The organism is Streptomyces sp. NPDC093801 (assembly GCF_040701585.1).
GTDB lineage: Bacteria > Actinomycetota > Actinomycetes > Streptomycetales > Streptomycetaceae > Streptomyces.
Genome location: NZ_JBFBDP010000025.1, coordinates 104,908 through 119,795, shown reverse-complemented (window position 1 = coordinate 119,795; position 14,888 = coordinate 104,908). Strand labels below are relative to the sequence as shown.

General features: G+C 73.1%; 12 protein-coding genes. 8 read left to right on the top strand and 4 right to left on the bottom strand.

Going from position 1 to position 14,888, the window contains the following annotated elements; translation table 11 throughout:
- Positions 1-9: 9 nt before the first annotated feature.
- The 3 genes from AB0469_RS27750 to pdhA are packed head-to-tail and all read right to left on the bottom strand — an operon-like array spanning position 10 to position 3,687.
- Entirely contained in the window at positions 10-1,476 is a 1,467-nt protein-coding gene (locus tag AB0469_RS27750) for a dihydrolipoamide acetyltransferase family protein (RefSeq protein WP_366454170.1), read from the bottom strand.
- Between the two features lie 13 nt (positions 1,477-1,489).
- Entirely contained in the window at positions 1,490-2,470 is a 981-nt protein-coding gene (locus AB0469_RS27745) for an alpha-ketoacid dehydrogenase subunit beta (protein WP_366454169.1), read from the bottom strand.
- Complete coding sequence (gene pdhA, locus AB0469_RS27740; RefSeq protein ID WP_366454168.1) at positions 2,470-3,687, bottom strand: pyruvate dehydrogenase (acetyl-transferring) E1 component subunit alpha; 1,218 nt, start codon at positions 3,685-3,687, stop codon at positions 2,470-2,472. The genes AB0469_RS27745 and pdhA overlap by 1 nt, the downstream gene beginning before the upstream one ends.
- Before the next feature lie 325 nt (positions 3,688-4,012).
- Here pdhA and AB0469_RS27735 point away from each other — a divergent pair, with 325 nt between their 5' ends.
- The gene (locus AB0469_RS27735) at positions 4,013-4,672 is read left to right on the top strand and encodes a response regulator transcription factor (protein WP_366454166.1); all 660 of its coding nucleotides are present in this window, start codon (positions 4,013-4,015) and stop codon (positions 4,670-4,672) included.
- Between the two features lie 273 nt (positions 4,673-4,945).
- A complete protein-coding gene (locus tag AB0469_RS27730) occupies positions 4,946-5,365 on the top strand; it encodes a pyridoxamine 5'-phosphate oxidase family protein (protein WP_366454165.1) in 420 nt (139 codons plus the stop codon).
- A 119-nt stretch (positions 5,366-5,484) separates the two neighbouring features.
- Here the strand turns inward: AB0469_RS27730 and AB0469_RS27725 are convergent, their stop codons facing one another.
- Positions 5,485-7,107, bottom strand: coding sequence for a protein kinase (locus AB0469_RS27725; protein WP_366454164.1), 1,623 nt, complete (start codon positions 7,105-7,107; stop codon positions 5,485-5,487).
- Between the two features lie 226 nt (positions 7,108-7,333).
- Between AB0469_RS27725 and AB0469_RS27720 the strand changes: the two genes are divergently transcribed.
- From AB0469_RS27720 to AB0469_RS27695, 6 genes are all read left to right on the top strand, one after another.
- A complete protein-coding gene (locus AB0469_RS27720; protein ID WP_366454163.1) occupies positions 7,334-8,998 on the top strand; it encodes a protein kinase in 1,665 nt (554 codons plus the stop codon).
- Positions 8,999-9,150: 152 nt separating this feature from the next.
- The gene (locus AB0469_RS27715) at positions 9,151-9,708 is read left to right on the top strand and encodes a hypothetical protein (RefSeq protein WP_366454161.1); all 558 of its coding nucleotides are present in this window, start codon (positions 9,151-9,153) and stop codon (positions 9,706-9,708) included.
- Between the two features lie 122 nt (positions 9,709-9,830).
- Positions 9,831-10,496: a PadR family transcriptional regulator gene (locus AB0469_RS27710; protein ID WP_366454160.1), complete on the top strand. Its 666-nt coding sequence runs from the start codon at positions 9,831-9,833 to the stop codon at positions 10,494-10,496.
- A gap of 100 nt (positions 10,497-10,596) precedes the next feature.
- Positions 10,597-11,313: an ABC transporter ATP-binding protein gene (locus AB0469_RS27705; protein WP_366454191.1), complete on the top strand. Its 717-nt coding sequence runs from the start codon at positions 10,597-10,599 to the stop codon at positions 11,311-11,313.
- Positions 11,314-11,414: 101 nt separating this feature from the next.
- Complete coding sequence (locus AB0469_RS27700) at positions 11,415-14,174, top strand: ABC transporter permease (RefSeq protein WP_366454190.1); 2,760 nt, start codon at positions 11,415-11,417, stop codon at positions 14,172-14,174.
- Positions 14,175-14,256: 82 nt separating this feature from the next.
- Complete coding sequence (locus AB0469_RS27695) at positions 14,257-14,796, top strand: bacterial proteasome activator family protein (protein ID WP_366454159.1); 540 nt, start codon at positions 14,257-14,259, stop codon at positions 14,794-14,796.
- Positions 14,797-14,888: the final 92 nt, after the last annotated feature.

The following is a 14,888-nucleotide window of genomic DNA, read 5'->3' as shown; positions in this document are numbered from 1 at the left end:
CGCGGCGGGCTACGACCAGGTGACCAGCCGGCGCGGGTGCTCCAGGACCGCCGCGATGTCGGCGAGGAACTTCGAGCCCAGCTCGCCGTCGATCAGGCGGTGGTCGAACGACAGGGCCAGGGTGGTGACCTGGCGGGGCTTCACCTTGCCCTTGTGGACCCACGGCTGGAGCTTGATCGCGCCGACCGCGAGGATCGCGGACTCGCCGGGGTTCAGGATGGGCGTACCGGTGTCGACGCCGAAGACGCCGACGTTGGTGATGGTGATGGTGCCGTTCTGCATGTCGGCCGGGGAGGTCTTGCCCTCGCGGGCGGTGCCCACCAGGTCCGACAGCGAGGTCGACAGCTCCGCCAGGGTCTTGGCGTGGGCGTCCTTGATGTTCGGGACGATCAGGCCGCGCGGGGTTGCCGCCGCGATGCCCAGGTTGACGTAGTGCTTGAGCACGATCTCCTGGGCCGCCTCGTCCCAGGACGCGTTGACGTCCGGGTTGCGGCGGATGGCGACGAGGACCGCCTTGGCGATCAGGAGCAGCGGGTTGATCCGGAGCCCCGCGAGGTCCGGGTCCTCCTTGAGCTCCTGGACCAGCTTCATCGTGCGGGTCACGTCGAGGGTGATGAACTCGGTGACGTGCGGCGCGGTGAAGGCGGAGCCGACCATGGCCTGGGCGGTGACCTTGCGGACGCCCTTGACCGGGATGCGGGTCTCCCGCGCGGACGGCGCCGGGGCGGCCGCCTCGGCGGGGGCCGCCACGGGGGCCGGGACGGGCTCGGGGGCCGCGGCGGGGGCCGGGACCTGGACGGGGGCCTGAGGGGGCAGCGCGGCCGCGGCGGCGGCGTGCACGTCCTCGCGGGTCACGACACCGCCGTCGCCGGTGGGGACCACCGAGGCCAGGTCGATGCCGAGGTCCTTGGCGAGCTTGCGCACCGGCGGCTTGGCCAGCGGCCGGTCGGCCGTGGCCGCGCCGTTGGCGTGCGCGGTGCCGTTCTGCGCCGCCGGAACGGGCGCGGCGGGCGCCGGCACGACGGGCGCGGCGACCGGGGCAGCCGCGGCCGGGGCGGCGGCCGCGGCGACCGGGGCCTTGCGCGGGCGGCGCTTCGTGGAGGACTGGGAGACGCCGTAGCCCACCAGCACGGGCTGGCGGCCCTCGGGCGCCGGCTCCTCGGCGGCCTCCGGGGCCGCCTGGGCGGCCGGGGCGGCAGCGGCGGCGGCCGCGGGGGCCTCGGCGCCGCCGGCGCCGGCGGTCTCCACGGAGATGATCACCTGGCCGACGTCGACCGTCACGCCCTCTTCGAAGAGCAGCGCGTGCACCACGCCGTCGAAGGGGATCGGCAGCTCGACGGCCGCCTTCGCCGTCTCCACCTCGCAGACGACCTGCCCGTCGGTGACCGTGTCACCCGGCTGGACGTACCACTTGAGGATCTCGGCCTCGGTCAGGCCCTCGCCCACGTCGGGCATCTTGAATTCGCGGATCGTCATGGCGCGGGTCTCCTCAGAACGCCAGCGAGCGGTCGACGGCGTCGAGCACCCGGTCCAGGCCGGGCAGGTACTCGTCCTCCAGGCGGGCCGGCGGGTACGGGGCGTGGAAGCCGCCGACGCGCAGCACCGGCGCCTCCAGGTGGTAGAAGCACCGCTCCGTGATGCGGGCGGCGATCTCGGAGCCCGTGCCGAGGAAGACCGGGGCCTCGTGGACCACGACCAGGCGGCGGGTCTTCTCCACCGAGGCCTGGATCCCGTCGAAGTCGATCGGGGACATCGAGCGCAGGTCCAGGACCTCGACCGACTTGCCCTCCTCGGCGGCCGCGGCGGCCGCCTCCAGGCAGACCTTCACCATCGGGCCGTAGGCGGCCAGGGTGAGGTCGGCGCCCTCGCGGACCACCCGTGCCTTGTGCAGCTCGCCGGGGATGGCGTCGGTGTCGACCTCGCCCTTGTCCCAGTAGCGGCGCTTCGGCTCGAAGAAGATCACCGGGTCGTCGCTGAGGATCGCCTGCTGGAGCATCCAGTACGCGTCGCTGGCGTTGGACGGGGAGACCACCTTCAGGCCCGGGACGTGCGCGAAGAGCGCCTCGGGGGACTCGCTGTGGTGCTCGACCGCGCCGATCGCGCCGCCGTAGGGGATGCGGACGACGACCGGCAGCTTGATCTTGCCGAGGGCGCGCGCGTGCATCTTCGCGAGCTGCGTGACGATCTGGTCGTACGCGGGGAAGACGAACCCGTCGAACTGGATCTCCACGACCGGCCGGTAGCCGCGCAGGGCCAGGCCGATGGCGGTGCCGACGATGCCGGACTCGGCGAGCGGGGTGTCGATGACCCGCTCCTCGCCGAAGTCCTTCTGGAGCCCGTCGGTGATGCGGAAGACACCGCCCAGCTTGCCGACGTCCTCGCCCATGATCAGGACCTTGGGGTCGGTCTCCATGGCCTTGCGGAGCGACTCGTTGAGCGCCTTCGCGATCGACATCTTCTCGACAGCCATCAGTGACCCTCCTCGGCCGGCTCGAAGGAAGCGAGGTAGGCGGCGAACTGGGCGCGCTCCTCGTCGACGAGCGCGTGCCCGTCCGCGTAGACGTTCTCGAAGATCGCCATGGTGTCGGGGTCGGGCATCGCGCGCACGACCTCGCGGACCCGCTTGCCGAGGGCCTCGCTCTCCGCCTCCAGCTCCTCGAAGAACGCCTCGTCGGCGCCCCCGGAGGCCAGCAGGTGGGCCTTCAGGCGCAGGATCGGGTCCTTCGCCTCCCAGGCGGCCGTCTCCTCGTCCGCGCGGTACTTCGTCGGGTCGTCGGAGGTGGTGTGGGCGCCCATGCGGTACGTGAACGCCTCGATCAGGGCCGGACCCTCGCCGCGGCGGGCGCGGTCCAGGGCCCAGCGGGTGACCGCGAGGCAGGCGAGGACGTCGTTGCCGTCGACGCGGATGCCCGGGAAGCCGAAGCCCTGGGCGCGCTGGTACAGCGGCACGCGCATCTGGCGCTCGGTCGGCTCGGAGATCGCCCACTGGTTGTTCTGGCAGAAGAACACCACGGGGGAGTTGTAGACGGCGGAGAAGTTGAAGGCCTCCATCACGTCGCCCTGGCTGGACGCGCCGTCGCCGAAGTAGGCGATGACCGCGGAGTCGGCGCCGTCCTTGGCCACACCCATGGCGTAACCGGTCGCGTGCAGCGTCTGCGAGCCGATGACGATCGTGTACAGGTGGAAGTTGTTGGTGTTCGGGTCCCAGCCGCCGTGGTTCACGCCGCGGAACATGCCGAGCAGGTTCGTCGGATCGACCCCGCGGCACCAGGCCACGCCGTGCTCGCGGTAGGTCGGGAAGACGTAGTCGTCGTCGCGGAGCGCCCGGCCGGAGCCGATCTGGGCGGCCTCCTGGCCCAGCAGCGAGGCCCACAGGCCCAGCTCGCCCTGGCGCTGGAGGGCGGTCGCCTCGCCGTCGAAGCGGCGGGTCAGCACCATGTCGCGGTACAGACCGCGCAGGTCCTCGGTGGTGATGTCGGCGACGAACGCCGCGATCTCCGCGACGTCGGGGTGGCCCTCGGCCTCGACCCGTTCACCCTCGGGCGTCAGCAGTTGTACGAGCTGAGGCTCGGCGTCGTGCGGCTGTGCGGTGGCAGCGGCGGTCTTGCGGGCGCTCGCCGCGCCTGCCGCCCGCTTGGTGCCGCTGCTGCGTCGCGGCTTGCGCGCGGCAGTGCTCTCCACGGTCACGTGTGCTCCTCCGTCGGTCCGGCACCCGGGTTCTCCGGGGACCAGTGCGGCTCACCTGTATCCGTACCCGCACACGGGGTGGGTGCACGGCGCGTAACGGATTCAGGCGTGACAGGTGCCCCGGCGAGTGCCCTGCGCACAGCACGTTACCCAGTGCGACGCATAACTGCGAAACCCCGTTTGACCTGCGATTTTGCTTGGATATCCAAGTAAATCGGCCGCAGCGGGAACATCCACTGGTCACAGCCTTGCAGGGGGCCGGAACAACGGCACGTTATCCCGGGTAACTCCGCCAGGGAAGAGGCGAGTGTGTGAAGATGAGCTTGTGCGCGAAAACGGAAAAATCAAGGTATTTCTCCTGGACGACCACGAAGTAGTACGTCGGGGCGTTCATGAGCTTTTGTCGGTCGAAGAGGACATCGAGATCGTCGGCGAGGCCGGTACCGCCGCGGACGCCCTGGTGCGCATCCCGGCGACCCGCCCCGACGTCGCCGTCCTCGACGTGCGCCTGCCGGACGGCAGCGGTGTCGAGGTGTGCCGCGAGGTCCGCTCCCTGGACGAGGACATCAAGTGCCTGATGCTCACCTCGTTCGCCGACGACGAGGCGCTGTTCGACGCGATCATGGCGGGCGCCTCGGGCTACGTCCTCAAGGCCATCCGCGGGAACGAGCTGCTCAGCGCGGTACGCGACGTGGCGGCCGGCAAGTCCCTGCTGGACCCGGTGGCGACCGCGCGGGTGCTGGAGCGGCTGCGCGACGGCAAGAACGGCAAGGGCGACGACCGCCTCGCGAACCTCACCGAACAGGAGCGCAAGATCCTCGACCTGATCGGCGAGGGCCTGACGAACCGGGTCATCGGCGAGCGGCTGCACCTCGCCGAGAAGACCATCAAGAACTACGTCTCCAGCCTGCTGTCGAAGCTGGGCATGGAGCGCCGCTCCCAGGCCGCCGCGTACGTCGCCCGGCTCCAGGCGCAGAAGCGCTAGCCGCGCTCGACCCGGAGCCGAGCGCGCACCGCGCGCACACCGCGCGCACACCGGGCGCGCTCCACCCGCGACCGAGCGGTACGCAACCCCGTTCGAGCGCGTCGCGAGGGGGAGCCGAGTGGACGTGGAGGGGGACTGCGGCGGGTTGCGAGCGGGCCGCCCCCGCGGGCGCGCGGCGCTCCGGGGCGGGCCGTCCGATTCGGGACCAAGGTCCCCGCTCGTGGGGGCGGGATCCCCTTTCCCGGCCGGCGGCCGGGGCCCGAGAGTGGTCGCATGTCACCGGAGGAGATGCACGCCGTCGCCTTGCTGCGCCGCGTTCCGTACGGCCGGGTCGCCACCAGCGTGCGCGCCCTTCCCTTCCTCGCCGTCGCCCGACACATCGTGGTGGGCGGCCGGATCGGACTGAGAATGCACGCCGGTTTCGGACATCACCACGCCTGCAACGGCAGCGTGGTCTCCTACGGGGCCGACAACTTCAATTCCGGCGCTTCGTGGCTGTGGTCCGTGCAGGTCACGGGCATGGCGGAGCTCGCCGAGCCGACCACCGCAGAACTGGAACTATTCGGTCCGGGGCCGCAATTCGTGGAGGGCGAGGTGTTCGAGCCGGTCTACGTGCGCATCGATCCCCAGCTCGTCAGCGTGCACACCCTCGGGCCGGGAAATGCCGACCGGCGCCACCAGCGCGCACTGTGACGCGGGAAAAGCGGTAATGCGCACGAAAGAGGCCCGGCGGAATGGGAATTCCGCCGGGCCTCCACCCGTATGCGCCATCGACCGGCCGGCCGACCGGCCGACCGGGGCGGCCGCCCCGGCTAGTCGGCGGCCTCGGCACCGGCCGGGCTGCCACCGCCGCCGCTGGGCGGCGTCGGCTTCGTGGTCGGCGGCTCCACCGGGGTGGTCTTCGGCGGCGGGGTCGTCGGGTTCTTGGTCTCCGGCGCCGTCGAGCTGCCCGACGACGCCGTCGGGGTGGGGTTCGGCGTGAACTTGCTGCGGCTCGGGGCGGGCGTGAAGGTGTCGTCCTCGTGCGAGCGGCCCGTCTCGGGGCTCGACGAGGCCGACGGGGTCTCCTGGGTGCCGCCGCTGCTCTGCGCCGTACCGGGCGTGCTCACGCTGGTCTTAGGCTTGGCACCGCCACCGGCGCCGAGACCGCCGCTCTTGATCGCGTACGCGACACCGCCGGCGATGGCCAGCACCGCGAGCAGCGCGAAGAGCCAGACCTTCCACTTCCCGCCGCCGGAGTGGTTGTCGTACCCGTCGTAGCCGTCGTAGCCGTCGTACCCGCCGCGGCCGCCCGGGCCGCCGGCGTGGCCGTGCCCGCCGCCGGGGAAGGCCGTGCCGTCGTCCGGGTTCAGCGGGGGCACCATCGGCTGCTGGAACTGCGAGGTGGTGGCGTGCGAGTTGTACGGGGGCCGGGGGCCGCCGTTGCCGTTCGCGGGCATCTGCGAGGTCGGCGCGCCGCCGGGGTGGCCGTGCGGGAGCGCCATGACGACGGGGCCGGTGTTCCAGGTGCCGGTGTTCGGGCCCTGGTCCTGGAGCATCTGCAGGGCGTACTGGACGAGCCCGCGCATCTCCTCGGCGCTCTGGAACCGGTCGTCCGGGTCCTTGGCGAGCGACCGCATGACGAGGCCGTCGAGTTCCTGCGGGATGTGGTGGCCCTCGGGCAGCTGCGAGGGCGGCACCGGGGCGTCCTGGACGTGCTGGTAGACCACCGACAGCGGGGTCTCGCCGGTGAAGGGGGGCCGCAGCGCGAGCAGTTCGTAGAGCAGGCAGCCGGTGGCGTACAGGTCGCTGCGGTGGTCCACGGCCTTGCCGAGGGCCTGTTCCGGCGACAGGTACTGCGGGGTGCCCATGACCATGCCGGTCTGGGTCATCGTGGACTGGGCGCCGTGCAGGGCGCGGGCGATGCCGAAGTCCATCACCTTCACCGCGCCGGTGTGGGTGATGATGACGTTGGCGGGCTTGATGTCGCGGTGCACGATGCCGTGCTGGTGCGAGTAGGCCAGCGCCTCCAGGACGCCCGACACGATGATGAGCGCCTGCTCGGGCCCGGGGGCCTCGGCGCTGATCAGCAGGTCGCGGATGGTGCGGCCCTCGACCAGCTCCATCACGATGTACGGGACGACGCTCGGGCCGACCCGGTCCTCGCCGGAGTCGTACACGGCGACGACGGCGTGGTGGTTGAGGCCGGCGACCGACTGTGCCTCACGGGTGAAGCGGGCCTTGGACACCGGGTCCTCGGCCAGGTCGGGGCGCAGCAGCTTCACGGCCACGGTGCGGCCCAGCCGGACGTCCTCGGCCGCGAAGACCTCGGCCATGCCGCCGCGGCCCAGGCGGTGGGTCAGCCGGTAACGGCCGTCCCCCACGAGGCCGCCCGCGCCCCAGTGCTCAGGACCATCGGCCATCCCGGCTCCGTTTCCCTCGGGTTCGGGTGCCATCAGTCCTCGCCGTCGTCTCTCTCGTCCGCTCTAGCGGTGGGGCCTCTTCGGGTGCTCCGGTGAACGCTACAGCCTCTGAACCCGTCACCGTTCGGCTACAGACACCCCGTAGGCCCGTGGTCACGCAGCGGGCACCGGCTTGACGTGTGCTTGCCCTCCGGCAGACTGGGCGCGACATGCGCTCAGCCAGACGCGTAGCAACACAGCCCGAGGGGAAGCAACAGTCATGAGCCAGGACGGCACACAGGGCCGGTACGCAGGCGGCTCCCTGGCCGGTGGCCGTTACCAGCTAAGGGATTTGCTGGGCGAGGGGGGCATGGCCTCGGTCTACCTCGCGTACGACTCCGCGCTCGACCGCCAGGTCGCCATCAAGACGCTCCACAGCGAGCTGGGCCGCGAGGCGTCCTTCCGCGAGCGCTTCCGGCGTGAGGCGCAGGCTGTTGCGAAACTGTCGCACACCAACATCGTCTCGGTCTTCGACACGGGCGAGGGAACCGTCACCTTCGGCGCCGGCGGCGGCGACGAGGCGGTCATGCCGTACATCGTCATGGAGTACGTGGAGGGACAGCCGCTGGGCTCGGCCCTCGACGCGGACGTGCACCAGTACGGGGCCATGCCGGCGGACAAGGCGCTGAAGGTGACGGCCGACGTGCTGGCCGCGCTGGAGACCAGCCACGAGATGGGCCTGGTCCACCGCGACATCAAGCCCGGCAACGTGATGATGACCAAGCGCGGCGTGGTCAAGGTCATGGACTTCGGCATCGCCCGGGCCATGCAGTCGGGGGTCACCTCGATGACGCAGACCGGCATGGTGGTCGGCACCCCGCAGTACCTCTCCCCGGAACAGGCGCTGGGGCGCGGCGTGGACGCCCGCTCCGACCTGTACTCGGTCGGCATCATGCTGTTCCAGCTGCTGACGGGCCGCATCCCGTTCGACGCCGACTCCCCCCTGGCGATCGCGTACGCGCACGTCCAGGAGGAGCCGGTGGCCCCGTCCTCCATCAACCGGTCGATCACTCCGGCGATGGACGCGCTGGTGGCGCGGGCGCTGAAGAAGAACCCGAACGAGCGCTTCCCGACGGCCGCGGCCATGCGGGACGAGATCATGCGGATCATGTCGGCCGGCCACACCGGCGCCCCGGCGATCGTGCCGGGCGCGGCCACGGGCGGCAGCGGCGCGGGCGTGGGCTCGACGGTGTTCCCGCCGGTGGACGCGGGCTTCCAGCCGCCGCCGGCGCACTCGCTCCAGCAGCCGTACCAGGCCCCGCAGACCCCGCCGCCGGGCCCGTACGCGCAGCCGGCCCCGACGCAGCAGCAGCCGGGCGGCTACGCGTACCCGCACACGGCGCAGGCGCCGCAGCAGCAGTACGCGCCGCAGACCCCGCCGCCGTTCACCATCTCCCCGACCCCGGCGCCCGCTCCGGCGCCCTCGGGCGGCAAGAAGAACACGCCGGTGGTGGTCGGCGCGATCGTGGTCGCCCTGCTGGCCATCGGCGGGCTGATCGCCGTGCTGAACATGGACGACGACGACCCGGGCAAGAACAACACCGCGGGCCCCTCCGCCTCGACGGCCGCGTCGGCCCCGGCCTCGGCCAAGGCGGGGCACAAGGGTCCGGACACCTCGCGCACGATCGACGCCGACAAGTGCAAGAGCCCGACGAAGTCCTACAAGGACTCGACGAAGGTCATGGCCCCGGACTTCCGGTACAAGAACCTGATGTCGATCAAGCAGTGCATCCAGGCGGCCGGCTGGAAGTACAAGATCACGGAACGCGACGAGACCGTCTACGGCCAGGACACGGTGCTGGAGCAGCTGCCCGAGGCCGGGGCCGACGTGCCCAAGGAGGGCACGGAGTTCACGCTGATCGTCTCGACCGGGAACCCGCAGTAGGGGACCGCCCGCCGCGGACCGCGGACTGACGCCCGGGCATCCCGGGACACCCTGACGGGTGTCCCGGGATGCCCGTTTTGCACCCCTGTGCCAACCTGAGTTCGGCGCCTCGACCCCCGGCGTCCAGGCCGCACGGAACGGGAGGGGCACCCGTGGTCCAACGCCTCCGCGCCCCGCACTGGACGGCCGGAGCCGCACTGGCGGCCGCCGCCCTGCTGGCCACCGTGCCCGCCTGCGCGACCTCCGTCCGCGTCCCCGCCGCCGCGGTGCGCGAGAGCCCCGGACCGGGGGCCCCGGGGCAGCTCCCGGAGGTGGACGGGGAGGTGGTCCCCGAAGAGGCGTACGAGGAGCTCGCGGGGAGCGCCGGAGGCGTCGGGCGGGAGCACCCGGGGCGGCCCGCGAACGCCCCCGCCGACCCCGAGGTCACCACCGTCTCCCGGCCCCTGCACCCGGTCCGCCCGGCGCCGCGCCCGGAGCGCCCCGAGCGCCCCGAGCGCCGCGAGCGCCCCACCACCCAGCGCCCCACCGCTCCGGCGAGCCCCGCGCCCAGCCCCGCCCCGAGCGGATCCACCCCGGTCTCGGCGCTGGGCACGGAGCCGAACGAGCGGATCGCCGACCTGGCCGCGCACCTGCTGCCGCTGGGCACCGGACTGGCCCTGATGGGCGTCGGACTGGGGTACATGGGCGTCCGGCTGCGGCGGGGCCGCTAGCGGCGGACGGGGCGCCCCCACGGACGGCGACACGGGCGCGGACACGGGCGCCGACACGACGGGACGCCGACACGGGCATACCCGGTATACATACTGAGTATGCCCGTGTATACATACTCAGTATGTCGATCCGTCACGGCCTTCTCGCGCTGCTGGAACGGGGCCCCCGCTACGGCTCCCAGCTGCGCACCGAGTTCGAATCCCGCACCGGCTCCACCTGGCCCCTCAACGTCGGGCAGGTGTACACCACCCTGGCCCGCCTGGAGCGCGACGGACTCGTCGCGCCCGGCGGGGAGGACGCCGCCGGGCACACCCTCTACGCCATCACCGACACCGGGCGCGGCGAGCTGCGCGACTGGTACGAGCGCCCGGTGGACCGGGCCAACCCGCCCCGCGACGAGCTGGCCATCAAGCTCGCCATGGCCGTCGGGGCCCCCGGCGTGGACATCCGCGCCGTCATCCAGTCCCAGCGGCACGCCACGGTCAGGGCGATGCAGGACTACACCCGGCTCAAGGCCCAGGCCCTGTCCGCCATCGAGACCGGACAGGCGCACGAACGCGACGACGTGGCCTGGCTGCTGGTCCTGGAGCAGCTGATCTTCCAGACCGAGGCAGAGGCCCGCTGGCTCGACCACTCCGAGGCCCGCCTGGTCCGGCTGGCCGCGCTCGGCACCACCGGCGGCGCACCCGCCGCACCGGCCGCCCCGTCCGCCGGCACCGCCGCGCCGCCCCCGGCGGCCGCCACCGGCCCGACCACCGGCCCCACCGCCCGCACGCGGCGGGGCTGAACAGCCCTTTCAAGGGGGACCCTTCATGCCCGACCAGCAGCACAGCTCCCACCCGAACCACCCGGGCCACCCGGGGCACGCCGCCCCGCCCTCCGCGCCCGTGCTCCGGCTGGAGAACCTCGTCCGCACGCACGGCAGCGGCGCCACCGAGGTGCACGCCCTGCGCGGGATCGACCTCTCCGTCCACCCCGGCGAACTCGTCGCCGTGATGGGCCCCTCCGGCTCCGGGAAGTCCACCCTCCTCACGCTCGCCGGCGGGCTCGACACCCCCACCGGCGGCCGGGTCGTCGTCGAGGGCGTCGACCTCACCACCGCCGGACGCCGCAAGCTGGCCGCCCTGCGCCGCCGGAGCATCGGCTACGTCTTCCAGGACTACAACCTGATACCGGCCCTCACCGCGGCCGAGAACGTGGCCCTGCCCCTCGAACTCGACGGGACCTCTGCCCGCAGGGCCCGCACCGCCGCCCTCGCCGCCCTGGAGGAGATCGGCCTGCGCGCCCTCGCCGACCGCTTCCCCGACGAGATGTCCGGCGGCCAGCAGCAGCGCGTGGCCATCGCCCGCGCCCTCGTCGGCGACCGCCGCCTGGTCCTGGCCGACGAACCCACCGGCGCCCTCGACTCCGAGACCGGGGAGTCCGTGCTCGCCCTGCTGCGGCTGCGCTGCGACGCCGGCGCCGCGGGGATCCTGGTCACGCACGAGCCCCGCTTCGCCGCCTGGGCGGACCGGGTGGTGTTCCTGCGCGACGGCAGCGTCGTCGACGAGACCCTCCGCAGCCACGCCGACTCGCTGCTCTCCGGGCGGGCGGCCGGCCTGTGACCTCCCCGCTCGCCTCCTGGTACCACTCCTGGGTCGCTGCCCTGCGCATCGCCCGCCGCGACGCCTGGCGCGCCAAGGGCCGCAGCACCCTCGTCCTCGCGATGATCGCCCTGCCGGTCGTCGGGGTCAGCGCCGTCGACCTCACCCTGCGCAGCGCCGAACTCACCCCCGGGCAGACGCTGTCCCGCCAGGTCGGTGCCGCCGATGCCCGGATCGAGTCGACCGGCCTGTCCGGCCCGGTCCTCCAGAGCCCCGACGGCGAGCGCTACGCGCCCGTCGGCGGCTACGACAAGTACCGGCCCGACCCCGAGAAGAAGGACGCACCGCTCAAGGACGCGGTCCCGGCCGGTGCCGAAGCCGTCCAGGAGAGCCGCTCCAGCGTCAAGGTGCACACCCGGCACGGCCTGCTCGACACCCAGCTGCGCGAGCTGGACGTCCACCACCCGCTCACCGGGGGCCTGTTCACCCCCCTGCGCGGCCGACTGCCCCGGGGGCCGGGCGAGGTCATCGCCACCGCCGCCTTCCTGGAGCACTCCGGGCTGTACGTGGGCTCCTCCGTGACCCCGCGCGGCTCGAAGGCCCCGTACCGGATCACGGGGGCGTACGAGCTGCCCTCCGAGCTGGCCCGGGACGAACTGCTGGCCCTGCCGGGCACCCTGCTCGGCCCGCTCGACCGGGACCTGACGGCGGCCGGGGCGCCCGGACTCCACGCCACCGACTCCTTCCTCGTGAAGGTCGGCGGCGATGGTTTCACGTGGAACATGGTCAAGGAGGCCAACGCCAAGGGCGGGCTCGTGCGCTCCCGCGCCGTGGCCGAGCACCCGCCGGCCGACTCCGCCGTGCCGCTCTACGCCCAGGAACCCGGCCAGCGCTACGCAAGGCCCGGCCCGGACGGCGGCCGGATCACCGAGAAGGCCGTCGTGGCCACGGTCGTCGGTCTGGCCCTCCTGGAGGTCTGCCTGCTCGCCGGACCCGCCTTCGCGGTCGGCGCCCGGCGCTCGCGCCGCCAGCTCGGCCTGGTCGGCGCCAACGGCGGCGACCGCCGCCACATCCGGGCCATCGTCCTCTCGGGCGGCCTGGTCATCGGGGCCGTGGCCGCCGTCATCGGCTGCGCCCTCGGCGTGGGCCTCACGATCGGGCTGCGGCCGCTCCTGGAGGAGAAGATCGGCAGCCGCTTCGGCTCCCTCGACTTCCGCCTACCGGAACTCCTCGGCATCGCCCTGCTCGCCGTGCTGACCGGCCTGCTGGCCGCGTTCGTCCCTGCCGTCACCGCCTCCCGGCAGACCGTCCTGGCCTCCCTCACCGGCCGCCGCGGCATCCGGCGCGCCAACCGCGTCCTGCCCCTGGTCGGCCTGCTCGCCGTCGCCGCGGGCGCCGCGATCGCCCTCTACGGGACCCGCTACCGGGTCAGCCCGACCGTCGTCGCGGGCGGCAGCGCCCTCGCCGAGCTGGGCGTCGTCGCCCTCACCCCCGTGCTGGTCGGCCTGTTCGGGCGGCTGGGGCGGTGGCTGCCGCTGTCGCCGCGGCTCGCACTGCGCGACGCCGTCCGCAACCGGGGGCGTACGGCCCCGGCCGTGGCCGCCGTACTGGCCGCCGTCGCCGGGACCGTGGCGGTCTCCACGTACCAGCACAGCCGGGACGTCCAGGCCCGCCACGAGTACGTCGCCGAACTCCCCGCCGGCGCCGGCCTGCTCACCGCCAACGACAACAGCGCCCACAAGGACGTGCCGACGGCGCGCGAGACCCTCACCCGCACCCTGCCGGTGGCGGTGCGCGCCGATGTGGACCGCCTGTCGATCGGCAACCCCAACTGCGAGTCGTACGCCCGGGACCCGGGCTGCGGACGGGTCGAGCTCATCGTCCCGAAGGAACAGCGCTGCCCGCTGCACGAGTCCGAACACGGCCCCGCCGACTTCCCGAAGGAGGAGGTGAAGAAGCTGCGCCAGGACCCCCGCTGCGCCCTCCCGCGCCGCATGGGCTCCTCCTTCGACACGATCGTGGCGGACGAGAAGCTCCTCCAGGTCCTGGAGGTCAAGGACCCGGGTTCGGTGGAGGCGCTGAAGGCGGGGCGGCCGGTCGCCTTCGACCGCCGCGTCGTGAAGGACGGGAAGATCACCCTCCGGCTCGTCACCGACCCCGCCGCCGCGCAGAAGGCCGCCGCGGTCCATGCCGAACTGCCCGGCCAGGACAAGGTCCTCGCCGTCCACCAGGCGCCCGAGGGCGTCGACTCCTGGGGCGTTCGGGTCGTCCTGCCGCCCTCGGCGGTGAAGGCCGCCGGTATCGCCACGGCCCCGGTCGGGGCCTACTTCAGCCTGGCGCGGGCCGCCACCACCGAGCAACGGCAGCGGCTGGACGGGGAGATCGACCGCACGGGCGCCGACGTCCGCGTCTCGATCGAACGCGGCTACCAGGAGGACAGCACCATCGGCATGCTGGCCCTCGCCGTGTTCGCGGGCCTGGTCACCATCGGCGCGGCCGGCATCGCGACGGGCCTGGCCCAGGCGGACTCCGAGGCCGATCTGAAGACCCTGGCGGCGGTGGGCGCGGCCCCGCGCGTGCGGCGCACCCTCAGCGGCTTCCAGTGCGGGGTGGTCGCCCTGATGGGCGTCGTCCTCGGCTCGGCGGCGGGCATCCTGCCCGCGGTCGGTCTGCGCCTCACCCAGGAGCGCGAGCAGCGGAGCCTGCTCCAGCGCGCCGTCGAGATGGGCTACTCCACCGCGGACGAGCCCCTCTACGTGCCGATCGCCGTCCCCTGGGACACCCTCGCCGGCCTCCTGGTCCTCGTCCCCCTGGGCGCGGCCGTACTGGCCGCACTGGTCACGAAGTCGAGCGGCGCCCTGGCCCGCCGGGCCGCGGGATGACGTTGCCGCCCCCGCACAGGGTGGATCACGCCCGTGCGGGGGCACACCGTGTGAGAACGAAGGTGTGCGAGAGAATGACGGCATGGAGATGCCGAGGAGTGAACGGTCGCAGGACAGTCCCCCGCACGTCCTGATCGTGGGACAGGACGGGAAGGCGGTCGGCGGCGCCGATGACGAGTCGCGCGAGGTCCCGGTGACGGAGATGGTCGAACAGCCCGCCAAGGTCATGCGGATCGGCAGCATGATCAAGCAACTTCTGGAAGAGGTCCGCGCCGCACCTCTGGACGAGGCCAGCCGGGTCCGTCTCAAGGACATCCACGCGGCGTCGGTGAAGGAACTGGAAGACGGCCTGGCCCCGGAGCTGGTCGAGGAACTGGAGCGCCTCTCCCTGCCGTTCACGGAGGAGGCCGTTCCGTCCGAGGCCGAACTGCGGATCGCCCAGGCGCAGTTGGTGGGGTGGCTGGAGGGCCTCTTCCACGGCATCCAGACGGCCCTGTTCGCGCAGCAGATGGCCGCGCGGGCCCAACTGGAGCAGATGCGCCGCGCCTTGCCCCCCGGCGGCCCCCACGACGACGACGAGGAAGGCCCCCACGGCGCCATCCGCTCGGGCCCGTACCTCTAGCGTCCGGCGGTCCAGCGGGCCGACGACCCGGGCCGCGGCCCGGGCGGCACCCTCCGGGGCTCCGCCCCGAACCCCATTGCGCTCGGACCCCG